Genomic DNA, 23,532 nt, shown 5'->3' on the forward strand with positions numbered 1-23,532 from the left:
TAGCAGGCGTATCGCTGCGCCGGCAAGCCAGCTCCTACGAGAGAAATACTCCCCCCCGATCTCAGGAATTCGCAGCAGTGCCGCGTCGCATCAGCAGAGGGTTCAAGACCCTCAGTGTTTGGGCTTTATCGTTAGCAATCAGCGGCTGCATCGGAACCGGAGGCATTGCCCCACAGGGCAAGACACTTCCCGCTAATACATTGGCCACGGATGAGGCGATAAAGAGCGCCGCGCAGGACGCCCACTGGCCCAGCGCCCAGTGGTGGCAGGCCTATGGCGACCCGCAACTGGACCGCTGGATCAGCCTTGCGCTGCAAGGCAGCCCGAGCCTGGCCATGGCCGCCGCCCGGGTCCGCCAGGCCAAGGCCCTGGCCGGCATCGCCGAGTCGGCCGAGTCGCTGCAGATCAAGGGTGACGCCACCCTCAAGCGCCACAACTGGCCCACCGATCAGTTCTACGGCCCCGGCGCCCTGTCCAACAGCACCACCTGGGACAACAACGCCGCCCTGGGCTTGAGTTATGCCCTGGACCTCTGGGGCCGGGAAAGCAACAGCACCGAGCGTGCCGTGGACCTGGCCCACATGAGCGTGGCCGAAGCCCGTCAGGCCCAGCTGGAACTGGTGAACAATGTGGTGCGCAGCTATATCCAGCTGTCCCTGCACTTCGCCCAGCGCGATATCGTCGCGGCCACCCTCAAGCAGCAGCAACAGATCCTCGAACTGGCGCAACGGCGCCTGGACGGCGGCATCGGCACCCATTTCGAAGTCAGCCAGGCCGAGGCGCCGCTGCCGGAAACCCATCGCCAGCTGGACGCCCTGGACGAAGAAATCGCCCTGACCCGCAACCAATTGGCGGCCCTGGCCGGCAAGGGCCCGGGGGAGGGGGCGCAACTGCAGCGGCCAAGCCTGTCCCTGGGCGCCGCGCTGAAACTGCCCTCGGCCCTGCCCGCCGAACTGCTGGGGCAGCGCCCGGACGTGGTCGCCAGCCGCTGGCAAGTGGCGGCCCAGGCTCGCGGTATCGATGTGGCTCACGCCGGCTTCTACCCCAACGTCGACCTGGTGGGCAGCATCGGCTTCATGGCCACCGGCGGTGGGGCCCTGGAGTTCCTCACCGGCAAGAAGCTCAACTACAACGTCGGCCCGGCCATCAGCCTGCCGATCTTCGACGGCGGGCGCCTGCGCTCGGAACTGGGTGAAGCCTCGGCCGGCTACGACATGGCCGTGGCCAGGTACAACCAGACCCTGGTGGATGCACTGAAAAGCATCTCCGACCAGTTGATCCGCCGCGAGTCCATGGACAAGCAGCAAGCCTTCGCCGCCGAGTCGGTGGCCGCTGCGCAGAAGACCTACGACATCGCCACCGTGGCCTTCCAGCGCGGCCTGACCGACTACCTGAATGTGCTCAACGCCCAGAGCCTGCTGTTCCATCAGCAACAGGTGCAGCAGCAGGTGCAGGCCGCACGCCTGACGGTCCAGGCGGACCTGGTCACGGCCCTGGGCGGCGGGCTTGAAGCCGGCCGCGACGTTCCCGCGCAAGACCGCCTTGAGGCACCCAAGACCCCCGCGGCCCTGGCCGTGTTCGATCATTGAAGCAGGCACCCATGACTTCCTTGCCCGCACCTTTGCGCTGGCTGTACTCCCTTGAATGGCGCCGGGGTTTCTTCGACTGGGCGCGCAGCGACGGCGTGACCTGGGTCTATATCTTCAAGGTCCTGGCCGCCGCGTTCCTCACCCTGTGGCTGGCCATGCGCCTGGAGTTGCCGCAACCGCGCACGGCGATGATCACCGTGTTCATCGTCATGCAGCCGCAGAGCGGCCAGGTGTTCGCCAAGAGCTTCTACCGCTTTCTCGGCACCCTGGCCGGCTCGGCGGTGATGGTGGCGCTGATCGCCCTGTTCGCCCAGAACACCGAGCTGTTCCTCGGCTCGCTGGCGATCTGGGTCGGCATCTGCTCGGCCGGCGCGGCGCGCTACCGCAACTTTCGCGCCTACGGTTTCGTCCTCGCCGGCTACACCGCGGCCATGGTCGGCCTGCCGGCCCTGGCCCATCCGGAAGGGGCCTTCATGGCCGCGGTGTGGCGGGTACTGGAGATCTCCCTGGGGATTCTCTGCTCCACCCTGGTGAGCGCCGCGATCCTGCCACAGACCGCCAGCGCCGCCATGCGCAACGCCCTGTACCAGCGCTTCGGGGTGTTCGCCCTGTTCGTTACCGACGGCCTGCGCGGGCGCAGCCAGCGCGACAGCTTCGAAAGCAGCAACGTGCGCTTCATCGCCGAGGCCGTGGGCCTGGAAGGGCTGCGCAGCGTCACCGTGTTCGAAGACCCGCACATGCGTCGGCGCAACGGCCGCCTGAGCCGCCTGAACAGCGAGTTCATGGGCATCACCACGCGCTTCAACGCCCTGCACCAGTTGCTCGAACGCCTGCGCAGCAGCGGCGCCGATCACGTGGTGGCGGCGATCAAGCCCGGCCTGCAGGACCTGGCGGAACTGCTGGACGGCTTCTCCGGCCGTGCCCTGACCAGCCCCGATGCGGCGCGCCTGGCCACGGCCCTGGCGGCCTACAAGGCCGAACTGCCGGCGCGGGTGCGCAGCCTGCGCACGGCCTTCCAGGAGAGCGGCCCGAGCGACGCCGAGCAGCTGGATTTCCACACCGCCTACGAGCTGCTCTACCGCTTTGTCGACGAGATGCACAGCTACGCCCAGACCCACGCGTCCCTGGCCGACCACAGCCACGAGCGCGAGCGCTGGGACGAGCCCTACACCCCGCAGACCAACTGGCTGGCCTGCGCCGCCTCGGGCATCCGCGCGGCCTTCGTGCTGGTGGTGCTGGGCAGCTACTGGGTGGCCACGGCCTGGCCCAGCGGCGCCACCATGACCCTGATCGCCGCCGCCACCATCGGCCTCTCGGCGGCTACGCCGAACCCCAAGCGCATGGCGTTCCAGATGGCCTGCGGGACTTTCATCGGTGCCCTGGTGGGCTTCGTCGAAATGTTCTTCGTGTTCCCCAGGATCGACGGCTTCCCGCTGCTGTGCCTGATGCTGGCGCCGGTGATCGTGCTCGGTTCGTTCCTCGCGTCCAGGCCCAAGTACGCCGGGGTCGGCCTGGGCTTGCTGATCTTCTTCAGCACCGGTTCGGTGCCGGACAACCTGACCATCTACAACCCCTACACCTTCATCAATGACTACATCGCCATGGTCATGGGCATGCTGGTCTGCGCCGCGGCCGGGGCGATCATCCTGCCGCCCAACAGCCGCTGGCTGTGGCGGCGCCTGGAGCAGGACCTGCGCGGCCAGGTGGTGTACGCCATCAGCGGCAAGCTCAAGGGCCTGGCGTCGAGCTTCGAGAGCCGTACCCGCGACCTGCTGCACCAGGCCTATGGCCTGGCGGTGGGCCAGCCCAAGGTGCAGAGCGAGCTGCTGCGCTGGATGTTCGTGGTGCTGGAAGTCGGCCACGCCATCATCGAGCTGCGCAAGGAGCAGGCGATCCTCCCGGTGCACCCGGCCTATGCCGAATCCCAGCCCTGGCGCCAGGCGATCCGGGTCATGGGCCGCTCCCTGGTGCGGCTGTTCCTGCAGCCCAGCCAGAGCAACCTGGAGCGCGGCCTGATCGCCGTGGACCACGCCATCAGCCGGGTCCAGGCCACCGACGAGCCCTTTGCCCCGCACTTCGACACCTCGGCCCTGCGCCGGGTCAAGAGCTACCTGCACTTCATCCGTACTTCACTGCTCGACCCGCAATCGCCGCTGGCGGCCTATGCCGTGGCCAAGCCAACGGCGCCTGCACCCCAAGGACTTGACCATGCCTCGTGAAATCGCCTTCCACGGCGTTTACATGCCCACCATGACCCTGATGTTCTTCATCGCCGCGGCCCTGGCCTGGGCCCTGGACCGGTTCATTTCCGGCTATGACCTGTATCGCTTCTTCTGGCACCCGGCGCTGCTGCGCCTGAGCCTGTTCTGCTGTCTGTTCGGCGCCATGGCGCTCACTGTCTACCGTTGAGACCCCCGCAATGAAAAAGTTTTTCAGCCTGCTCGCCACCCTGCTCGTGCTGGCCCTGGCCCTGTGGATCGGCCGTACCCTGTGGGAGCACTACATGTACACCCCCTGGACCCGTGACGGCCGGGTGCGCGCGGACATCATCAACGTCGCCGCCGATGTCACCGGCGAAGTGGTGGACGTGCCGGTCAAGGACAACCAGCTGGTGCGCAAGGGCGATCTGCTGATGCAGATCGACCCCGAGCACTACCAGATCGCGGTCAAGCAGGCGCAAGCGCTGGTGGCGTCGAAGAAGGCCACCTGGGAGATGCGCAAGGTCAACGCCCGGCGCCGCGCCGACATGGACAACCTGGTGATCTCCAAGGAAAACCGCGACGACGCCGGCAACATCGCCGACTCGGCCCTGGCCGACTACCAGCACGCCCAGGCCCAGCTGGAAGCGGCGCAACTCAACCTTGCACGCACCCAGGTGCGGGCGGCTGTGGATGGCTATGTCACCAACCTCAACGTGCACCGTGGCGACTACGCACGCATCGGCGAGGCGAAGATGGCGGTGGTCGACATGAACTCGTTCTGGGTCTACGGCTTCTTCGAGGAAACCAAGCTGCCCCACGTGCGCGTCGGGGATAAGGCCGACATGCAACTGATGAGCGGCGAAGTGCTCAAGGGCCATGTGGAAAGCATTTCCCGGGGCATCTACGACCGCGACAACCCGGAAAGCCGCGAACTGATCGCCGACGTCAACCCGACCTTCAACTGGGTGCGCCTGGCCCAGCGCGTACCGGTGCGCATCCACATCGATGAAGTGCCCGAAGGCGTCCTGCTGGCGGCCGGCATCACCTGCACCGTCATCGTCAACCCCGAGCCTTTGTAGGAGCTGGCTTGCCAGCGAAGGCGTCGGCAGGGGCGATGCAAGGCTCGCGGGCCTCTTCGCCGGCAAGCCGGCTCCTACGAGGGAGGCATTGGTTGTAGGAGCTGGCTTGCCAGCGAAAGCGCCGGCATGGGCGATGCAAGGCTCGCGGGCCTCTTCGCCGGCAAGCCGGCTCCTACAGGGGGCGGTTATTTGTAGCTTTTGTCCATGATCGCCTGGGACTTCTTCGCCGCAGCTTCCAGGCCGTCGTTGACGTTGTTGATGGTGGCCACCAGCTTCGGGTTCTGCAGCACGTCGACACCGGGGTAACGCTGCTGGGCCAGGCGCGAGACGATGATGTACTGGGTCACTGCGTAATGCAGCTTGAACTGGCCGCTGTCCCGGGCCTTGGCGATGGCCGCCTTGACGAAGGCCTGGCGCTCGGCCGTGGTCATGCCCTTGAACAGGTCGGGGAGATCGAAATGGATCTCGGCCGAGAAAATCGCCACTTCTTCATCCCGCGCCTCGTCGTACATCACCTGCTTGCTGGTCACCCGCGCCTTCAGCTCGCCAAAGTGCTGTTCGCCTGCGGCCAGTTGCTCTGGGCTCATCTTGCCTTTAAGGGCATCCAGCTGGCTGGTGTCCTCGGTGTTGTCGATAACCTTCAGCCAGGCGTAGGCCTTCACCAGGTCGCCGGACTCTTCGGCGGCGTCGGCCAGGCTCTGCTGCGGTTCCGGGTTGCCGTGCAGTGCCGAGCGTTCCAGCCAGCGCAGGGCCAGGTCCCGGTCCTTGGGAATGTCCTTGTCGCCGAACCAGTAGGTGGCGTACATGCCGTACTCGGCGCACCAATCGTTCTGTGACGCCGAGTAGGCGATGTAGTTGAAGGACTCGCGGTCGCGCTCAGCCTTGGGCTTGTCCGTTTCCTGATCGGTGGTGGTGGACAGATAGCAGAAGGCCCGGGTGTAGTGCGGCGCGGCCATGGCGAAGCAGCTCTTGGCGTTCGCGTAGTCCTCGATCTCGTTCAGCTTGTAACCGGCGCCGTACAGCACATCCGCGTCCATGGCCGGGTTGCAGTACTCGTTGGCGCTGACCTTGGGCAAGACGCTGTCCAGCGTCAGCTTGGGCAGGGTGTCATTGAGTTCGGGGCGTTTCGGTTCGGTGTTTTGCGCAGGCGTGGAGGCGCAAGCCGCCAGCAAGACAGCCAATGCCAGTGGCAGCGCGTTGAACAATTTCAATGGATATTCCCTGATCGGCGAATGAAAAAAGACGCGCATGAAATCAGGCAAGGACAGGACGGGAGAGGGTGGAGCTTGAGCAAATCCGTGCTTGGGTGTCGACGCCAGCGATTCCATGCTGCATGAGCGCAGGGGCTCAAGGTCGCGCATTTTACTGGGATTGAGAGGGCATACAACCGAAACCGCCGCACCTGTTGGGCTGCGGCAAAGGGCCCCGGGGCCCTGCACCGGTGACACCTCGGACAGCAGTAGCGCCAGCCGCTGCTATGGCGTGCGCTTGGCCAGGAGGATTTTGGCCTTGGCCACGCTGTCTTCCACGCTCAGGTCATCGTCCTCCAGCACGGCCTGCAGCGCCGGGTCTTGCCACAGGTCCACGGCCGGCCCGGTGCTTTGCACCAGGCGGGAAATCAAGGCGTAGGCCACCAGCTGGCCGCGGGTGTGGAACTTCGGGTAGCGGTCCTGCATGTCCACCAATTGGGCGACGAAAGCATGCTGTTGCTCAGGCGACATGCCCGCGAACACCTCCGGGTAGTCGTAGTAGATATCCCCTGTGCCCAGGAGGATGACGTTCTGGCGCAGCGCCTGCTCAAGATCCTGTTTGGAGGGGAGCTGGCTGAGCAGCCGGGTGTAGTGCTGCTCGCCTTCGGCCATCTGCTGAGGGCTCATCTTGCGTTTCAGCGCTTCGAGCCTTTGGGCGTCATCGAGGGTTCGGGCCCAGGCGTAGGCCAGCGGGAAATTGTCCTGTTCGCTGCTGCGCAGCATCTCCTGTTGCGAGTCCTCGTCGCCGTGCCGAGCGGCGCGTTCCAGCCAGGCCATGGCCAATGCCTTGTTCGCCGGCTGGTCCAGCTTGCCAAGGTTGTAGATGTCGTACAGGCCCGCTTCCGCGCAGGATTCATTGTGCTGGGCGGCGTAGGCGATGTAGTTGAAGGCTTCGCTTTTGTCATAGTCCTTCTGCCTGGAGCCGACAATCCCGCCCAGGATGCAAAGGCTCATGGTATCGCGGGGGCGGCCATGATCAGGCAGCCGCGGGCCATTTGTATGGCCTTGCTCGCCAGCAAGGTACGGCTTGCGCCATGCAGCACCTCGTCCTCATTCATCAGGCGGATGCCGAGGCCGACCAGCCGTTCGCTGTCCATCTCCGGCGAGCAGTACGGGTTGGCCTCGACCTTGGGCAGGATCTGTTCCAGGCTCAGCTCCGGCAGGGTGGCATTGAGTTTTTCGTCCGGTGACGAGGCATGGCAGCCCAGCAGCAAGGCGAACAGGGTCAACGTCAGCGCACTACGATATTTCAATGGGGCAGATCCTTGATTGGCGAATGAACAAAGGCGCACTGCGCCACCGCGGTAGGAGCTGGCTTGCCAGCGAAGGTGGTCGCAAGATTTGCACTCGGCTCGCGGGCCTCTTCGCCGGCAAGCCGGCTCCTACGGGAGGCACGCGGTACACCCTAGATGGCTTGCGTGCGTAGGGGTCAGAGCCTGGCGCTCAGGCCGAAGCGCTTCATCAGTCCCTTCTCCAGCAGACCCTTGGGCAGCAGGTTGGCCAGCAGCGGCAGGGCGCGGCTGCCATTGCCCAGCCGTACCAGGCGTGGCGGATTGTCCTGCTGCACCGCCTTGAGCAAGCCGGCGGCGAATTCGCTGGCCGGGGTCGGCTTGTCCTGGGAGGCCTTGGCCCGGGAGCGGATGCCCTCGCGCAGCGGCCACCAGGGCGATTGTTCGTTGAGCAGCTGTTCGGCTTCATGCCCGGCATTCTTGGCGAAGCTCGAAGCAATGGCCCCGGGCTGCACTTCCATGACGCGGATGCCGAACGGCGACAGTTCCATGCGCAGGGCATCGCTCAAGGCGTGCACTGCGGCTTTTGAGGCGCAGTAGGCACCGGCAAAAGGCGTCACCAGCACCCCGGACACACTGCCGATGTTCACCACCAGGCCGCGGCTGCGGCGCAGCACCGGGAACATCGCCCGAGTCACCCCGACCACCGAGAACACATTGGTTTCGAACTGGCGTTGCATCGCTTCCACGCCGCCATCGAGCAGCGGGCCCATGGCGCCGTAGCCGGCGTTGTTGATCAGCACATCCAGGCCGCCGTACTGCTGGTTGATCTCCTCGCCCAGGGCGCCCAGGGCCGGGCCGTCATTGACGTCCAGTTGCACGGCCTTGAAACCGGCCGCTTGCAGGGCAGAGACGTCCTCGGCCTTGCGGGCGGTGGCGAGCACGGTGAAACCGGCGCCCTTGAAGGTGTCCGCCAGGGCGCGGCCGATGCCGCTGGAACAACCGGTGATCAACGCTACGGGCATGGCGCGGTCCTTGTGCTGGGTGAGGGAGGGGGTGAATCAGTCGGAGAAACTACCCTGTAAACGCTCGGCGCGAAACTCCAGGGTTTGCGGGCGATAGCCGGGGCGCAGCGGCGGCAGGGGCAGGCAGTCCTGCCAGTTGGCGCCGGCCTGCAACTCGCCGGGGCCACGGTAGCGCGGGGCGCTGTACTGGTTGTCGGCGAGGTTGACCGTATCCCCCGGCGCATAGGCGGCGACCCGCCAGCGCAACTCCACCAGGGGCACCTTGTTGCCGTTGTTCAGCTTGACCTGCAATGGACGGTCGGCGGGGCAGTGCTCCGGCGCGTAGCTCAGGCGCAGCTCCAGGCGCGCCAGTTGCTGGGCTTCGCGGTTGTCCAGCCAGACCACCCAGCAGGCCACCAGGGCCAGGCCGAACGCGGCAGCCAGGGACACGGGAAGGGCTTTGGCGGGGTAGCGCAGAAGCAGGATCAGCCAGGTGATGACCAGCAGAACGCCGATGAACATGACGCGAGCCTCGGGGAAAAGGAGGGGACATCCTACCTAAGCGTAGGTGGGGTTGGCGATGGAGGGTGTCCAGGGCGTGTTTTGGCCCAATGTTCTGGACGCAAAATTATTGTGGGCAATATAAGGTCTGTTATTGGCATTTTTTAACTATAATGGACCCTATGTTGTCCATAGTTTGACGAAGTAATCAACAGGCCGGAGGCAGACGCAGCGTCATGTCCCTTACTCGTTTCATGTACACCCCGTCCGAGATCACGGCCGAGATCGGAAAAAACGCACAGGCCCTCAGGTTGTCAAAAAACCTGTCGCGCAAAACCCTGGCCGAAAAATCCGGGGTGCCTGCCTCGACCATCAAGCGTTTCGAGCTGCAGGGGGCCATCTCCCTTGAGTCGATGGTGCTGATTGCGGCGGCTTTGGATGAACTCGATCCGCTGCTCAGGTTGTTCAAGCCACCTGCGCCAAACACGCTGTTTGAGCTGCAAAACTCAAAACGCCAGAGGGGCACCCGATGACTGGACGAGGCACGAGGAAATACCAGCCGATCGAGGAGTTGGGCGTCTTCATGCATGGGCGGCAGGTGGGGGTGCTGAGCTGGAATCGCCAGGGCTGCTACTTCACCTACGCCAGGGACTGGTTGAGACGGGGCTTCAATCTGTCGCCGCAACTGACCTTCGACGAGAAGCCGCAGCAACCCGATAGCCAAGTGTTCCTGGGCATTCATGGAGCCTTCGCCGATTCCCTTCCCGATGGTTGGGGCTTGCTGCTGATGAAGCGTTTTTTCACGGCGGAGTATGGGGCGCGGGTCGCCAATGGCCTGACTCAACTCGATCGGCTTGCCTACATTGGCAACCGTGGGATGGGCGCCTTGGAGTACTACCCCATGGCGGAAAAAGTGGAGCGCGAACCCATCAGCCTTTCACTGCTGTACCAGGCTTCGGTCCAGGTCCAGGTGGGGGAAACGGTTGAAGTCCTGAAGGCACTGCGGATTGCCGGTGGCTCGCCAGGTGGCGCCAGGCCCAAGGCAGCCGTTGCCCTTTCGCCGGACCTGTCCCATGTGGTTTCGGCCTTTGAACCCTTGCCGGAGGGCTACGCGCACTGGATCGTGAAATTCAGGGCCCTGCAGGAACCCTGGTCCATGGGCGCGATTGAATATGCCTACGCCCGCATGGCCCGTGCCGCCGGGGTCGATATGGCCCATTGCGAGCTGATCACCGTGCCCTCGGAGCAGGGATGGAACGAGCGCTTCTTTGCCTCCCGGCGCTTTGATCGCCAGCACAACGAGAAAGTCCACATGATGACCGCTGCCGGGATTCTGCATGCGGACTTCAGAGTTCCAGGCCTGGACTACAAGGACTTGCTGCGCCTGACCTTTGCGCTGACCAAGAGCGCCAAGGAAGTGGAGAAAATGGCCCGGCTCATGGTGTTCAACGGCCTGGCGCACAACTACGACGATCACGCGAAGAACTTCGCTTTTCTCTACGAAGAGGGGCAGGGCGGCCTGGAGGGGCAGTGGGTTCTCGCACCCGCCTATGACCTGACCTTCTCCACCGGCATGGGCGAGCACACCACCGCGTTCGACGGCCAGGGGCGTCCGTCCCGCAAGGCAATCAGGCGCTTGTGCGCGGACTACAAGTTTCTCAAACCGGATGACTACATCGACCAGACGCTGGAGGCGCTGGGCAATTGGAAAACGCTGTTTGCCGAACTGGGTATTCTGCAGGCCGATGGGCAGGAGATCTTTGAAACGCTTGAAGATGTTCATGCCAATCTTTAGCGCCGCGACCAGGGCTGAAATGGATCTAGCAACGATACACAGGTCAGCTCCTTGTAGCCGCTGCCGCAGGCTGCGAACGACCGCGCAGCGGGCGCAGGGGGCTCAAGACCGCTGAAGGTCCTTCGGCCCTTTTCGCAGCCTGCGGCAGCGGCTACAAAAAAATCCCCCTGTCCAAGCGCCTGCGGATAGGGGACGCAGGCGCCTGGAAGGGGGGTGAAAGGACTCGCTGATAACGGCGCTCTGCCTTTGCTCGCAGCTTGCCGCTTGAAGCCTGTCGCTGTTACTGGGCGATGGTCTTCACCGAGACGCCACGTTCCACCGGCGTCGAGCGGCCGTAGATATCCTCAAACCGCTCAATATCGTCCTCGCCCAAATAACTGCCCGATTGCACTTCGATGATCTCCAGCGGGATCTTGCCCGGGTTGCGCAGGCGGTGCACCGAGGCAATCGGGATGTAGGTGGACTGGTTCTCGGTGAGCAGGAACACGTTCTCGTCACAGGTGACTTCGGCGGTACCGCTGACCACGATCCAGTGTTCGGCGCGGTGGTGGTGCATCTGCAGGGACAGGCAGGCCCCCGGCTTGACCGAGATGTGCTTGACCTGGAAACGCCCGCCCATGTCCACCGAGTCGTAGGAGCCCCACGGACGGTAGACCTCGCAGTGGTTCTGGGTCTCGCTGCGGCCCTGTTCGTTGAGGGTGTTGACCATCTGTTTCACCCCTTGGACCTTGTCCTTGTGGGCGATCATCATGGCGTCCTTGGTTTCCACCACGACGATGTTTTCAAGGCCGATCACCGATACCAGCTTGCCGTTGCCGTGGATCATGCAGTTGCGGCTGTCCTGGATCACCACATCGCCCTTGCTGACGTTGCCGTTGGCGTCTTTTTCATGCACGTCCCACAGCGACGACCAGCAGCCGACATCGCTCCAGCCAGCGGTCAGGGGCACCACGCAGGCGCGCTGGGTCTTCTCCATCACCGCGTAGTCGATGGAGTTGTCCGGGCAGCAGGCGAAGGTGGCTTCGTCGATGGTCACGGTGTCCGGGTCCTGCTGGCTGCGCTCCAGGGTCAAGAGGCAGGTGTCGTAGATGTCCGGGTCGTGTTTCTTCAGCTCTTCGAGGAAGCGGCTGGCGCGGAACAGGAACATGCCGCTGTTCCAGAAATAGCCGCCGGCCTGGACAAACTCGGTGGCGCGTTTTTCGTCGGGCTTTTCGACGAAGTGCGAGACCCGGCTGACCCCCTCCGGGAGCAGCGCATCGTTGGTGGACTTGATGTAGCCGTAGCCGGTTTCCGGTTTGGTGGCCGGGACCCCGAACAGCACCATTTCGCCACGCTCGGCGGCCACGGTGGCCAGGGCCAGGGCGCGTTGCAGGGCTTTCTGGTCGTCCAGGACGTGGTCGGCGGGCAGTACCAGCATCAGCTCGTCGCGGCCTTCGTTGACCAGCATCATCGCGGTCAGGGCCACGGCCGGGGCGGTGTTGCGGCCGAAGGGCTCCATGAGGATGCGCTGGGATTCGAGCTTACGGGCCGCCAGTTGCTCGTTGACGATAAAGCGGTGGTCCTTGTTGCAGACCACGATGGGGGTATCCATGCCTTCGAACACCAGGCGCTCCAGGGTCTGCTGGAACAAAGTGTGTTCGCCGGTCAGGGCGAGGAACTGCTTGGGGAATTGCTTGCGCGAAAGCGGCCAAAGACGTGAGCCGCTACCACCTGACAAGATCACCGGAATCATGTTGTTACTCCTTCAAACATCGTATGGGTTAGAGCTACTGCGTTCTGTCGTTTCACTCTTGTTTTTGTTGCGTGCCCGGATGCGCTGCCCACCTTCTGTAGGAGCCGGCTTGCCGGCGAAGGGGCCCGTGAGGACGCTTTCGCTGGCAAGCCAGCTCCTACGAGAGGCGGGGAGCAGCCTTCCGGAAATTCATTAGCGGGTGGAAACCGGGCGCTTGACCCAGACCGGCGACAGGCTGCTGCCGTTGCCGGTGACGTAGAGCACCGCCGCTTCGCCGCGCTCCAAGGCCACGGGCTTGAGGTCGCTGACTTTTTTCTCGCCGTCATAGAGGGCGAAGCTGACCTTCACCGGGTTGATTTCGCGCTCGCCGCGGCCTTTGGCGGCCACGGCCTTGACCACGTCGGTCTTGCCGTCGGCGGTCTTCAGGGTCAGGGCCTGGTCGCTGAGGTTCTGCACCCGCACCAGGGATTTCTGCTTGTTCTTGAACGGTGGTTCTTCGATCAGTTGCGGCTGGCCGCTGGCGTTGTTGACCAGGGTGTAATAGTGATCGGCGGCCAGTTTCACCGGCACGCTCTGGCTGCCCACCTTGGCGGTGTAGTCGCCGCCGGGCATGAAGCTGAAGTCGCTGCTGGCCAGGGGCGCGACGTCATTGACGTTGGTGCTACCCACCGTGGCGCTGACTTCGCTGTTGCTGGCGTTGTACAGGCGTACGAAGGTCGAGCCCTTGGGCGCGGTGGGGCCGTACAGGGCGGCATCGCCACCGGCGAATACCGGAGCTGATAGCAGGCCCAGGCCCGCAGCCAATACGGCAGCTTTCAGGGATTTGGCAGCGAGACGACGAGGAGTAGTAGTGAAAGTCATGAGTGTTACCTCTTTTCAGTTTTGCGCCCGGTCGGGCGTCTCGGATTTGTTGAGTGCAGCTACGTTCTGTTGGCGAGCACCGGCTTGCTTGAGCTCTGCGACCCACTGCGGGTCGGCGTCGCCGATTTCGTTGTTCACAGGCAGATAGCGTTCAGGGAATTCCCAGATCAGCACCTGGGGCGGGTTGTTCTTGAAGTCGTCGCTTTTCAGGTAGCTGAGCATCGGCAGGATCGGGCCGTGGCCGTCTTCGGCGTAGCTCAGCACGTCGCTGTGCAGGGCCTGTTTCAGGGCGCCGACGAAGTTCCAGCTGGGGTTGGCGCTGTAGCTGGTGCCCACCAGGGTCACCGGCACTTCGCGGTCGGCAAACAGCGCGTCGTCGGCGGCCGGCTGCTCTTCGCTGGCCCGGGTCACGCGCTTTTGCAGGGGCTCTTCGGCCGGCATCAGGTTTTCGAACAGCGGGTCCAGGGGCAGGAAGCGGCGCAGGTCGCCCTTGTGTTCCACGGTCTCTTGGGTCTCGGTGACGAAGCGCTGTGGCTGACCGCTGAGCGGGGTCTTGGCGGCGATGGTCAGGGCCAGTTGCCGGGCGACGATCTCGGCGCCGGCGGGGGTCCAGTGGGTGTCGGTGCGCAGGAACACTTGCTGGCCCTGTTGCTTGGCCTGTTGCAGGGGGCCAAGCAGGTCGGGGGCAAGGATCTTGTCGGCAGCGACCCGGGCGTGGAAGTCCTGGTAGAGGTTGGCGTGGATGCGCGCCGGGCGCACTTCGTCCATGTGTTCCGGGTACAGGCGCACCTTGGCCGGAACGATCGCCATCACCAGTTTCACCCCGTGCTCCTTGAGGGTCTGGCGCACGCCTTCCACCAGGGCGTAGTTGCCCTGCAGGTTGAGCTCCTCGTTGACCACGGGGTTGAACTCTTCATCGCTGTACAGCCACTGGTCACGGCCCAGCACCACCCCCGGGCGCCCTTCGTTGAACAGCTTGAAGTCCAGGGCGGCCCAGAGGTTGGTGCCCAGGCGCTTGATCGGGAACTGGTCGTCGTAGTGGGTTTCCACCGCCTTGGCCCAGCGCCCGTTGAGCACGGTGGCGTCGTTGTTGGTACTGAAACCGAAGAAGCTGCGCGCCGACCACAACCCCAGCACCAGCAGGGTCAGCAGGAACAGGGCGATGTAGAACACACGTAATGAGCGGGTCATGGGCAGATCCCTCAGAACTGGAAGTAAAGGAACGGCGAGAAGCTTTGCGCCGAGAGTTTGAGAATCGAGGCAATGAACAGCAGCAGCACCAGGGCGCGCATGGCGTAGCGCGACCAGTCGGCAGTCCAGTAGGCCGGCTGTACCTGGGCCTCGGTGCCGACGATGTAGCCCGGCTGGTGAATGCTGCCGGGCTTGTCCCCGGGCACCGCCTTGATCAGGCCGGGCTGGGCGCTGGCCGGGCCGTCGGCGGCGGTAGTGACCTCGGGCTTGGCCTTGACCGGCGCCGGGTTGCGGTACAGGTCACGCAGGCCGAAGAACGCCAGGGTGGCGTAGGCCAGGATCAGGGTCGCCACTTGCAGGCCGGTGAGGCTGGCGCGGTTGAGTTCCGACAGCGACCAGTCGCCAAAGCTGAACATCGCGCCGTACATGCGGCCTGCTACGTGCAGGTTCTCGGCGCGGAAGATCACCCAGCCCATCACCACCAGCAGGAAGGTCAGGGCCCAGCGCACCGGGTTCAGGCTGCGCGGCGTGGTGTTGATGCCCAGGGCCTTTTCGATGGCCAGCCACATGCCGTGCCAGGCGCCCCAGACGATGTAGGTAAAGTTGGCGCCGTGCCACAGGCCGCCCAGGAGCATGGTCAGGAACAGGTTGCGGTAGGTGATCAGGGTGCCTTTGCGGTTGCCGCCCAGGGTGATGTACAGGTAGTCGCGCAGCCAGGTAGAGAGGCTGATGTGCCAGCGCCGCCAGAACTCGGTGATCGACTGGCTGATGTAGGGCTGCTTGAAGTTTTCCATGAAGCGAAAACCCATCATCAAGCCCAGGCCGATGGCCATGTCGCTGTAGCCGGAGAAGTCGAAGTACAGCTGCGCGGTGTAGGCCAGGGCGCCGAGCCAGGCATCGCCCGTGGTGGGGTTGTGCAGGGCGAAGCAATGGTCGGCGACCACCGCCAGGGTGTCGGCGATGAACACTTTCTTGATGAAGCCCTGCATGAACCGCGTGCAGCCTTCGGAGAACTTGTCCAGGGTGTGGGTGCGGTTGTTGAACTGGTCCGCCAGGTCACGAAAGCGCAGCACGGGACCGGCGATCAGGTGCGGGAAGATCGCCACGAACGCCGCGAAGTCGATCAGGTTGCGGGTGGCCGGGGTGTCGCCGCGGTAGACGTCGATGATGTAGCTGATGGACTCGAAGATGTAGAACGAGATGCCGATCGGCAGCAGCACGTGGGTCAGGATGAACGGCTCAAGCCCCATGGAGGTCATGATGGCGTTGATGCTGTCGACGCCGAAGTTGGCGTACTTGAAGTAGCCGAGGATGCACAGGTCCACCGCCACCCCCAGCAGCAGCCAGCGCTGGGCGGGTTTGGTCCTGACACCGGCGGCGCCGACTTTCAGGCCGATCCAGTAGTTCCACAGGGTGACCCCGGCGAACAGCGCCAGGAAGTCCACGCGCCACCAGGCATAGAACACATAGCTGGCGATCAGCAGCAGCAAGTTGCGATAGCGTTGCCCGCTCAAGTAGTACAAGCCGAGAAAGATCGGCAGGAACAGGAACAGGAACACATTGGATGAGAAAACCATCCCGATCTCTCCATGTTTAACCAATAGTCAGAGGCCGGAGCCCCCCCAAACCCCCCGTGAAAAACCGGGGAAGCGGTACTGCGTGCAGCGCGCCCCCTGTAGGAGCCGGCTTGCCGGCGAAGGCGCTCTTGAGGGCCTCTTCGCTGGCAGCCAGCTCCTACAGGGGGACGTTCCAACGATTCGAATCAGGAGCCCTTTTCATGGGCCGGGTCGTAGACCTTGGTCAGGTCGCCACCCAGGCGGAAAGTCTTGAACGGCTGCATCTTGTGCTTGCGCTCCAATGTTTCCGGAGCGCAGGTGTAGAGGCTGCAGTAGGGTTCCAGCCAGGCGAATTTCGAGTCGACCTTGAGGTCGGTCATGTCCTGCTGCTTGCCGTTCTTCTTCTCGAAGGTGTCCGGGTCCTTGACCCCGGCCAGCACCCGCTCGCCCAGGCGCTTGAGTGCTTCGTGGTTTTCCTGGCGCAGGTCGACGCCGTTGACCTGTGCGAAGCTGGCGATCATTGCCAGCGGCGGCAGGGCGTAGTTGTGGTAGGCCAGGGCCCGCTGCTGGCGCTTGAGTTCGTTGGGCAAGAAGCCGTCGGCATCGACCTGGTTGGCGCCGACCTTGTATTCCTTGACCGCCCAGTCGAACAGGTCGCGGCGGTTGGTGGCCACGGCGGTGGCCATCACCGACCAGGCGGCCCAGTAGGAGTGGTTGTTGGTCTTGTCCAGGGGCAGGTTGTCCCAGTCACTGACCACCTGGTCGGCCATCTTGCTGAACCAGGCCTCGATCTTCTGTGCCTGTTCCTGGTGGGTGGCCAGGGGGTGGGAGTCGGAGAACTTCAGCCGCAGGTAGGCCGAGGCCATGCTGCCCAGGGCCCATTTGCGCATGGACTTGCCGGTGTGGTTGAAGTCCTTGGACATCAGCGCATCGGCCTGGGCCCAGGCGCTGAGCCAGGCGAGGGTGCAGTCCAGCTGTTCAGGGCGGCCGTCGCGCATGAACTGCATGACCCGCTTGCTGGTACCGCGCTCGATCTTGGTGATGTCCGCGGTGGTGTCACGAAAGGCCTGTTCGGACTGCACGTTGAGGGTCGCCCGGGCCTTGTCCGAGCCTTCGTACTTGCTGCGAAACTGCAGGGCGCCGGTGTAGGGCGCCGGCATGGCGTCGCAGCCCTCGCTGTTGTCGCCGCTCTTGAACTTGTCCACCGGGGCGTAATAGCCCTGGGGCGGGCGCAGCGGCGCGGCGGCCTGGGCGCTGCCGGTGACGATGGCCAGCCCCAGCAGGCTGGGTATCAACAAGCGTTTCAAGTCTGTGCTTTGCATAGGTAACCTCATTGCCCGATCTGCGCGGTGCGTTGCTCGGCGCTCGGGAATACGTTGCGTTTGCAAATTTTCGCTTCGACCTTCTGCCCCGCAGTGCCCGCTTCCGGGCCCTGGATCTCGACCGCCAGCAGGTTCTGCGAGGCCCAGTCTTCGTCGGTGCGCAGTTCGAAGGCGAAGCGCCCGTCGGTGTCGGACGTTTCCGGTTTTTCGATCTTGATGTCCTCGTGGCGCCCGTTCATGTACCAGAGGGTGGCTTGCAGGGTTTTCACCGAGGTGTCGGCGAAGCGGATGTCGACCTGATGACCGCTGTTGCGCAGGTCCATGTTCTTGCTGTTGACCAGCAATTCGTTCTTGCCGGGCTTGAGGGTGGTGCTGCCGGTCATCTGCGCGTCCTTGCCCTCGCAGCCGTTGTCCAGCAGGGCCATCATCTGCCGGTAGATGGTTTCCTGGTCCAGGCGGTACAGCGGCGAGAATTCCCAGATGAGGATCTTCGGCGGGCTCTTCTGGAACTCGTCGCTGCCCAGGTACTGCAGCATCGAGCCTTCCAGGCCGCCGCCGGGGAAGGCGACGTTGAGGATGTCGGCACCGATGGCCTCTTCCAGGAAGCCGGCGAAGTTGTAGTTCTTGCCACTGTGGCTGGTGCCCACGAGGGTGATCTGCGGGTTGCCGGAGTCGCCGAACAGGTCGCCGTCGCCAGCCTCGCCCTTGGGCTCGGTGGTGAACTGGTCCATGTACTGGATGGCGTAGCTGGTGCCGCACAACTGGCCGGCCATGTTGTGCAGGGTGCCGGTCTTGCCCATGCGCCCGGACTTGTGGGTTTCGAATTCACGCCGTGGAATGTCGGCAAAGGCCGGCAACTGCTTGACCTTGTCGGCGACGATCTTCGCCGTGCGCTGGGCGCCATAAGGGGTCCAGTGCTGGTCGCCGCGGAAGTAGAAGTCGTGGGCCGGCAGGGTATCGGGCAGTTGTTCGTTGGTCAGCGGCGAGAGATCCGGCACCACGTAGCCCATCTGCGCGAAGCGTCCGAGCATGGCCTTGTAGTTGCTCAGCGCCTTGTCATAGTCGAAACGGGCTTTCTCCGCCGGGTTGAGCTTGTTGCGGTTCACCAGGCCGCGGGTCGGCTGATAGACCACCACCAGTTCCACGCCCTTGCTCTTGAAGGCTTCGTGCAACTGCTTGAGGCGGCGGTAGCCTTCGGGAGTGGTGTTGAACTCGGTGCGCAAATCTTCCTGGGTACGGAACAGCCAGTCGCCCTGGGCTTGCACCAGGGTGGTGAAGTTCTGCTGGTAGCGGGTCACGTAGTTCTTTGCGTCGTGGGCGGCCGGGCACAGGTTGCAGCACGGCTCGGCCTTGAAGTTCGGCGCGGCGCTTGTGGCGCTGGTTTCGTCGGCACGGGCGCCGGCGCTGGCGGCGAGAATCCCCGCGGTCAGGGCCGACAGGCCCAGGAGTTTGATCCAGTGTGGGTGCATGAAAGTCATCCTCAATCCCGCAATTCGGTCTGGCGTTCGACGGGGTCGATCAACACGGCTTTCTGCTGGCGCACCAGCAGGTCGAGAATTTCATCCTGGCGGTCGCCCAGGACCCCGGAGAAGCTGATGCCGCTGCTTTTGGTCGGCGCCAGCATGGAGACCCGGTACAGCTCCACGCTCAAGGGGGAGTCGATGGACATCGGCCCGCTGCCGTTGGCGGCCAGCTCGCCGCCGACCACGATCAGCGAGACCTGGGCGTCGAACGGGTCGAGCTTGATGTCGCGGTCGGTGTCGGAAAGGTCCTTGATGTGGCCGTAGACCCCGGTCAGGCCGTTGGCCATGGCGATGTTTTCGTACAGACGGATGTTCACGCTGTTGCGAATGCGGATGCCGTGGCGGCGGTTGCTGATCACCTTGTTGCCGTAGATCAGGTTGTCGGCACTCTCGTAGAGGGTGATGCCGTCGGTGTGGTTGCGGTAGATCTCGTTGTAGGCGATCAGGTTGTTGACGCTGTTACGGTCGATCACCAGCCCGGAGAGGTGGTTGTCGTAGCTGCGGTTGTTGAAGATGAAGCTGTCGTTCACTTCCCGGGAAATGATGATGCCGTGCTTCTTCTTGGTGCCGTGGACGGTGTTGTCGGCAATGATCAGGCCATGGGAGCGGTCGTGGGGGTCGATGCCGTAGACGATGTTGTCCTTGTAGGTGTTGCCCTTGAGCACGAAGTCCCGGGTCTCGTAGCAGTAGAAGCCGTACCACATGTCCGAGAACGTCGAGCCGACGATCCAGCCGGTGGGCTCGGGGCGCTTGAGCACCTTGGCCATGTTCGGCGTGTACTGGGAAATACTCACCCCGTAGGACTTGGAGTTGGCGTAGCCGAAGCTGGCCATCGTGCTGTTGACGATGTAAGTCTCGGTGCCGCCCCAGGCCAGCAGGAACGGGCGGAATTCCTTGGGCGAGCGGAAGGTCGCCGGGCCGTTGTCCTTTTCGCGCCAGCCCGTGACTTTGGTGTCACGCACGAACAGCTGGCCATCGTTGACCAGGAACGAGCCGCTTTCCTGGGACAGGCGCAGCTCCTGGGTCTGTTTGTCGATTTCCAGGATGCCGTGGCGGCCGACTACGATGGGCAGGCGGGCCAGGTAGACCCCGGGCGCGGTTTCGCTGATGTACTGCTTGGGCAGCTTGCCCACCAGTTCCTTGAGGTTGACGTAGCCGTCGTCGATGAAGATCGCCTGGGGTATGCCGTGCTGGCGCACCACCCATTCGGCCATCTTGTTGTCACCGCCGATAAAGTCCTTCAGGGCGTCTTCCTGCATCATCCGGCGCACGCTGATCTTGCCCGGCTTGCTGCGCACGATCTTCGCCGCGGCCGCCTCGGCGGTGTAGCCGGAGAGGTCGGGCAGGGTCGGCTTGGCCAGGGCCAGGGGCTCGGTGGGAGCACTGCTGACGGTGTAGGTCTTGGCCTGTTGCAGCTCCTTGGCGATGATCGGCGCCTTGGCCGTCTCGGCAGTGGCGAAGGCGCTGCTGCTGGCCAGCAGCAGGGCGCCGGCCAGGAGGCTCAGGGAGCCTCTGGACAACGGGCTCTGGAGAGTTTGATTAGGCATGTCGGGCACTCCTTTAGCGGCTTGCATCAGAAGCGCCAGATCACGTCGATAAAGGCGCGGTGCATGTAGGAGTCGACCTCTTTGCCGTAGGCGTCGCCGGGCTTGAACACGCCACCGCGCAAACGCACCAGGGCCGAAGGTTCATCGATCGACTGGCTCAGGGCCGCGGGCAACAGGCCTTGCTTGAAGTACTTGGTGACCACTAGGTCCATCTCCTGGCCGAGGTCCTTCTTGCCATCCATGAGCGGCAGCGAGGTGCTGCTGAGCAAGGCGCCGGTGGTGTCGTCGTAGTTGTTGTCCACTGCGTTGATGCCGTTGCTGCCCACCGGTTTGTTGCCGTCCACACGCCAGAACTTGTGGTAGACCAGGCTGGCGTCGTAGTCCTCGCGCAGTTGCCAGGAACCGAACAGGGTGGCGCTCTGGGTGTTGTTCATTTCGCCCCGGAAGGCTTCGCCGAAGCGGTGCACCCGGGAGCGAGTACCGGTGTAGTTGGAGCGGTTGCTTTGCAGGCCGTTCTGTTCGTACTCGGCGCTGGCCCGGGCATAGGCCGCGCCCACTTGCCAGTTCGGGTCAAGGCGCAGGCGCACGCCCAGGTCGGTGGCCCAGCCGTTGAGGTTGTCCCCGCGCTTGGCTTGGGTCGGGCGGCTGCCATCGGCGTTCAGCGGGTTGACCGTATCGCGGTCGCCGCGCATGCCGGTGAGGCTGGCCCAGTAGTTGACGGTATTGGTGTTGCGCCAGTTAAAGGCGTCGCTGTTGGCTTCCAGGCCGAGCCAGGTCAGGTCGCCGTTTTCCTTCTTGTCCAGCGGGTCGCTGGCCACGCCGGGCTGGGCATAGTCGAGCTTGCCGTCGTCGTGGGTATGGTGGGCGCGGATGCCCACCCACTGGCCGGGCGTCCACTGGTAGGCGGCGTCGGCGTACAGGTGCAGGCGGTCCTTGTCCTTGGGCGCCAGCTCCTTGAGGTCGGTGCGGTATTCACTGAAGCGCTCGGCGGCCCCCAGGTTGGCCCGCAGCAGGGTGGTGTCGAAGGTCCAGTTCAGCGCCTCGATGTTGGTGTCGCGCCATTGCCCGTCATCGTTGCGCAGGCGCTGGCGGCCGAACTTCAGCTGCTCGCCGGGGTAGGCGGTGAAGCCGCTGTAGCCGACCCAGAACTCGCGCATGGCCAGGTAGTTCTTCTTGGTCTTGCGGTCATCGTTGCTGGACTGCTGGCTGGCGTCGTCGCCGGACTGTTGCAGGGTGTCGGTTTCGATCACGTCGCTTGCGGTCACTGCCTGGCCCATGGCGTAGGCGCTCCAGTTGCCGCTTTCGCCATAGAGCCATGGCCGCAGGTCGAGGCCGATGCCGTTGACGTCGCCACCGCCCTGGGTGCCCAGGTCGCGATCGTCCTCGGACTGGCCGGTGATCTTCACTTCCAGGCCGAAGTTCTTGGTGTCGGTGATGGCCGCCAGGGTCGGGTTGGACCAGATCATGGCAAAACCCAGGGCCATGCCCAGTTTCGACAGGCACAAGCGCTTGCCTGTGGTGGTGAAGGCGGGGTGTGCCCGTTCGCGCAGCGGCCGCGATTCGCGAGGGCAGGCGTGGCGAGCGCTTCGCGCTTGGTCGCAGCCTGCGGCAGCGGCTACAGGGGCGGTGTTGAATGGGATGGACTTCATAGGGATTCCTCGCCGTCTTCTTCCTGCAGCGCGTGCAGTTGCAGCGTGTTCTGGGTCAGGGCACCGCGCGCCGCCTGCTCCTGTTGCAGCAGGCGCTGGGCTTCGGCGCGCTGGCCGGGGGGCAGTTGTTGATCCAGCTGCTGGGCCAGTTCGTTGGCCTGTGGGGTGTCCTGGGCCTTGGCCAACTGGCTGAAGACGTAGGCGTTGACCGGGTTGGGCGCGGTGCCGCGGCCCTGGGAAAACAGCTGGGCAATGGCGAAGTCGGCGCTGTTCTGGCCGTTGCGGGCAGCCGTCAGCAGGTGGTCCAGGGCTTTTTGCGGGTACACCTGGCCCAGATAGCCACGGCGGTAGATCTGCCCCAGGTAGTAGTCGGCGGCGACTTCGCGGCCCACGGCTTTCTGGAAGTGCGCCTCGGCCACCTTGGCGTCCGCCGGCACCCACTTGCCTTCGTAGTAGAGCTTGCCCAGCAGCAGTTCGGCCCGGGGCTGGTCGGCGGCGCGGCCGTTCTCCAGGTATTCCATCATCTTGTCGACGTCACCCAGCTCGGGGAAGTCGTAGAGCAGTTGCGCCAGGCTGACCCAGGAGGCCGGGTAGCCGGGGGCGACCTGTTCCAGCAGGGCCTGGGCGGTCTTTTCGTCCGGCTTGCCCAGGCTGGCATCGCCCAGTACCCGGGCCACGCTGTCGACCCGCTGGGCACTGACGCTGCCACGGTTGTAGCCGGCCTGCAGTCGCTTGATCAGCTCGGCCTGCTGTTCTGGCTGGCCGCGTTTCTGGTAGACGGTGGCCAGCTCGACGTAGCAGATGTCGGTGCTGTCGAGGGCGGCCTTGCAGATGCTTTCCACCTGGTCCAGGTGCTGGTCGTAGGTGCCCTGGGTGCGGTACAGCAGGACCTGGGCCAGACCGGCTTCCGGGTAGCCGGCGGTGCGCCATTGGCTGATCTGCTGCTGGGCGTCGACGTTGGGGAAGCTGTGGGGGTATTGCAGGTACAGCATCGCCAGGGGGATCAGGGTGTTGCCTTCGCCATTGGCAAAGGCTTTCTTCAGCAGGCCTTCGGCTTCGTGCTGCTCGGCCTCGCTGGAGCCGGGCTTGGCCACCAGCAGGCGCCCCAGGCGCGCCTGGGCACGGGGCGAGGTGTCGGCCGCGGCGCGGTAGGTGGCCTCGGCCTGCTTGATCTGCGCCGGGTCGCGGCTTTCCACCTGAATGTCGGCCAGGCCCACTTGCGCTTCGCTGTAGCCCAGGTCTGCCAGTTGGCGGTAGTTCTGCTGGGCCAGGGCGGTGTCGCCGCGCTTCAGGGCCTCGTTGGCCAGGCGCTGGTCCGGCAGGCCGGCGCAACCGGCCAGGCTCACGGCCAGCGCCAGGGCGCACAGGGCCAGATGGCGGCGGCCTTGAGCGCTTTCGCGAGCAAGCTCGCTCCTACCGGAGGCGGCGGTGTTCTGGTAGGAGCGAGCTTGCTCGCGATCGAGTGCGCAGCACTCGCCAATGAAAAGGCTAGTCACAGGCATG

At 64.3% G+C, this 23,532-nt stretch carries 18 protein-coding genes and 1 pseudogene; 6 read left to right on the forward strand and 13 right to left on the reverse strand.

Going from position 1 to position 23,532, the window contains the following annotated elements:
• Window positions 1-77 precede the first annotated feature (77 nt).
• The 4 genes from KI242_RS05320 to KI242_RS05335 are packed head-to-tail and all read left to right on the forward strand — an operon-like array spanning window position 78 to window position 4,869.
• On the forward strand, window positions 78-1,589 hold the full coding sequence (locus tag KI242_RS05320) for an efflux transporter outer membrane subunit (protein ID WP_123473902.1): 1,512 nt from the start codon (window positions 78-80) through the stop codon (window positions 1,587-1,589).
• 11 nt (window positions 1,590-1,600) lie between these two features.
• The gene (locus KI242_RS05325; RefSeq protein ID WP_210482597.1) at window positions 1,601-3,808 is read left to right on the forward strand and encodes an FUSC family protein; all 2,208 of its coding nucleotides are present in this window, start codon (window positions 1,601-1,603) and stop codon (window positions 3,806-3,808) included.
• Window positions 3,798-3,998, forward strand: a complete 201-nt coding sequence (locus KI242_RS05330; RefSeq protein ID WP_007930063.1) for a DUF1656 domain-containing protein — start codon at window positions 3,798-3,800, stop codon at window positions 3,996-3,998. Before KI242_RS05325 ends, KI242_RS05330 begins: the two co-directional genes overlap by 11 nt.
• A gap of 10 nt (window positions 3,999-4,008) precedes the next feature.
• Window positions 4,009-4,869, forward strand: coding sequence for an HlyD family secretion protein (locus KI242_RS05335; RefSeq protein WP_011059359.1), 861 nt, complete (start codon window positions 4,009-4,011; stop codon window positions 4,867-4,869).
• A gap of 185 nt (window positions 4,870-5,054) precedes the next feature.
• On the opposite strand, the gene KI242_RS05340 is transcribed toward KI242_RS05335, so the two are convergent.
• From KI242_RS05340 to KI242_RS05355, 4 genes and pseudogenes are all read right to left on the reverse strand, one after another.
• The gene (locus KI242_RS05340) at window positions 5,055-6,080 is read right to left on the reverse strand and encodes a sel1 repeat family protein (protein ID WP_230493586.1); all 1,026 of its coding nucleotides are present in this window, start codon (window positions 6,078-6,080) and stop codon (window positions 5,055-5,057) included.
• A 264-nt stretch (window positions 6,081-6,344) separates the two neighbouring features.
• Window positions 6,345-7,372, reverse strand: a pseudogene (locus KI242_RS05345) (sel1 repeat family protein).
• A gap of 176 nt (window positions 7,373-7,548) precedes the next feature.
• Window positions 7,549-8,373 (reverse strand): SDR family oxidoreductase, encoded by an 825-nt coding sequence (locus tag KI242_RS05350; protein ID WP_015634228.1) that lies wholly within the window; start codon window positions 8,371-8,373, stop codon window positions 7,549-7,551.
• Between the two features lie 36 nt (window positions 8,374-8,409).
• Entirely contained in the window at window positions 8,410-8,874 is a 465-nt protein-coding gene (locus KI242_RS05355; RefSeq protein ID WP_015634229.1) for a hypothetical protein, read from the reverse strand.
• Between the two features lie 215 nt (window positions 8,875-9,089).
• On the opposite strand from KI242_RS05355, the gene KI242_RS05360 reads away from it, so the two are divergent.
• Together KI242_RS05360 and KI242_RS05365 are read left to right on the forward strand one after the other, a co-directional pair.
• Window positions 9,090-9,386 (forward strand): helix-turn-helix transcriptional regulator, encoded by a 297-nt coding sequence (locus tag KI242_RS05360; RefSeq protein WP_123430092.1) that lies wholly within the window; start codon window positions 9,090-9,092, stop codon window positions 9,384-9,386.
• Complete coding sequence (locus KI242_RS05365; protein WP_212805973.1) at window positions 9,383-10,648, forward strand: type II toxin-antitoxin system HipA family toxin; 1,266 nt, start codon at window positions 9,383-9,385, stop codon at window positions 10,646-10,648. Before KI242_RS05360 ends, KI242_RS05365 begins: the two co-directional genes overlap by 4 nt.
• 280 nt (window positions 10,649-10,928) lie before the next feature.
• On the opposite strand, the gene KI242_RS05370 is transcribed toward KI242_RS05365, so the two are convergent.
• The 9 genes from KI242_RS05370 to algK all read right to left on the reverse strand — a co-directional run bounded on the left by KI242_RS05370 (window position 10,929) and on the right by algK (window position 23,531).
• Window positions 10,929-12,380, reverse strand: coding sequence for a mannose-1-phosphate guanylyltransferase/mannose-6-phosphate isomerase (locus KI242_RS05370; protein ID WP_015634232.1), 1,452 nt, complete (start codon window positions 12,378-12,380; stop codon window positions 10,929-10,931).
• Window positions 12,381-12,572: 192 nt separating this feature from the next.
• Window positions 12,573-13,241 carry an alginate O-acetyltransferase AlgF gene (locus KI242_RS05375; protein ID WP_072451224.1) on the reverse strand — a complete coding sequence of 223 codons (669 nt, stop codon included), beginning with the start codon at window positions 13,239-13,241 and terminating at the stop codon, window positions 12,573-12,575.
• A gap of 15 nt (window positions 13,242-13,256) precedes the next feature.
• Window positions 13,257-14,432 (reverse strand): alginate O-acetyltransferase, encoded by a 1,176-nt coding sequence (locus KI242_RS05380; protein ID WP_169892759.1) that lies wholly within the window; start codon window positions 14,430-14,432, stop codon window positions 13,257-13,259.
• An 11-nt stretch (window positions 14,433-14,443) separates the two neighbouring features.
• Window positions 14,444-16,009, reverse strand: a complete 1,566-nt coding sequence (locus KI242_RS05385; RefSeq protein WP_212805974.1) for an MBOAT family protein — start codon at window positions 16,007-16,009, stop codon at window positions 14,444-14,446.
• Between the two features lie 185 nt (window positions 16,010-16,194).
• Complete coding sequence (locus KI242_RS05390; protein ID WP_011059370.1) at window positions 16,195-17,310, reverse strand: mannuronate-specific alginate lyase; 1,116 nt, start codon at window positions 17,308-17,310, stop codon at window positions 16,195-16,197.
• A gap of 8 nt (window positions 17,311-17,318) precedes the next feature.
• On the reverse strand, window positions 17,319-18,779 hold the full coding sequence (locus KI242_RS05395) for an alginate O-acetyltransferase (protein WP_011059371.1): 1,461 nt from the start codon (window positions 18,777-18,779) through the stop codon (window positions 17,319-17,321).
• Between the two features lie 11 nt (window positions 18,780-18,790).
• Entirely contained in the window at window positions 18,791-20,380 is a 1,590-nt protein-coding gene (gene algG, locus KI242_RS05400; protein WP_212805975.1) for a mannuronan 5-epimerase AlgG, read from the reverse strand.
• Window positions 20,381-20,406: 26 nt separating this feature from the next.
• A complete protein-coding gene (locus KI242_RS05405) occupies window positions 20,407-21,864 on the reverse strand; it encodes an alginate export family protein (RefSeq protein WP_174824015.1) in 1,458 nt (485 codons plus the stop codon).
• Window positions 21,865-22,025: 161 nt separating this feature from the next.
• Window positions 22,026-23,531, reverse strand: coding sequence for an alginate biosynthesis TPR repeat lipoprotein AlgK (algK, locus tag KI242_RS05410; protein ID WP_212805976.1), 1,506 nt, complete (start codon window positions 23,529-23,531; stop codon window positions 22,026-22,028).
• Window position 23,532: the final 1 nt, after the last annotated feature.

Source organism: Pseudomonas sp. Eqa60 (genome assembly GCF_018326405.1).
Lineage (GTDB): Bacteria > Pseudomonadota > Gammaproteobacteria > Pseudomonadales > Pseudomonadaceae > Aquipseudomonas > Aquipseudomonas protegens.

Bases quoted from the DNA above. Each gene is read 5' to 3' on its own strand.
- KI242_RS05325 (WP_210482597.1), top strand. From the start codon at position 1,601: ATGACTTCCTTGCCCGCACCTTTGCGCTGGCTGTACTCCCTTGAATGG.
- KI242_RS05330 (WP_007930063.1), top strand. From the start codon at position 3,798: ATGCCTCGTGAAATCGCCTTCCACGGCGTTTACATGCCCACCATGACC.
- KI242_RS05335 (WP_011059359.1), top strand. From the start codon at position 4,009: ATGAAAAAGTTTTTCAGCCTGCTCGCCACCCTGCTCGTGCTGGCCCTG.
- KI242_RS05350 (WP_015634228.1), bottom strand. From the start codon at position 8,373: ATGCCCGTAGCGTTGATCACCGGTTGTTCCAGCGGCATCGGCCGCGCC.
- KI242_RS05355 (WP_015634229.1), bottom strand. From the start codon at position 8,874: ATGTTCATCGGCGTTCTGCTGGTCATCACCTGGCTGATCCTGCTTCTG.
- KI242_RS05360 (WP_123430092.1), top strand. From the start codon at position 9,090: ATGTCCCTTACTCGTTTCATGTACACCCCGTCCGAGATCACGGCCGAG.
- KI242_RS05365 (WP_212805973.1), top strand. From the start codon at position 9,383: ATGACTGGACGAGGCACGAGGAAATACCAGCCGATCGAGGAGTTGGGC.
- KI242_RS05370 (WP_015634232.1), bottom strand. From the start codon at position 12,380: ATGATTCCGGTGATCTTGTCAGGTGGTAGCGGCTCACGTCTTTGGCCG.
- KI242_RS05375 (WP_072451224.1), bottom strand. From the start codon at position 13,241: ATGACTTTCACTACTACTCCTCGTCGTCTCGCTGCCAAATCCCTGAAA.
- KI242_RS05380 (WP_169892759.1), bottom strand. From the start codon at position 14,432: ATGACCCGCTCATTACGTGTGTTCTACATCGCCCTGTTCCTGCTGACC.
- KI242_RS05385 (WP_212805974.1), bottom strand. From the start codon at position 16,009: ATGGTTTTCTCATCCAATGTGTTCCTGTTCCTGTTCCTGCCGATCTTT.
- KI242_RS05390 (WP_011059370.1), bottom strand. From the start codon at position 17,310: ATGCAAAGCACAGACTTGAAACGCTTGTTGATACCCAGCCTGCTGGGG.
- KI242_RS05395 (WP_011059371.1), bottom strand. From the start codon at position 18,779: ATGCACCCACACTGGATCAAACTCCTGGGCCTGTCGGCCCTGACCGCG.
- algG (WP_212805975.1), bottom strand. From the start codon at position 20,380: ATGCCTAATCAAACTCTCCAGAGCCCGTTGTCCAGAGGCTCCCTGAGC.
- KI242_RS05405 (WP_174824015.1), bottom strand. From the start codon at position 21,864: ATGGCCCTGGGTTTTGCCATGATCTGGTCCAACCCGACCCTGGCGGCC.
- algK (WP_212805976.1), bottom strand. From the start codon at position 23,531: ATGCCTGTGACTAGCCTTTTCATTGGCGAGTGCTGCGCACTCGATCGC.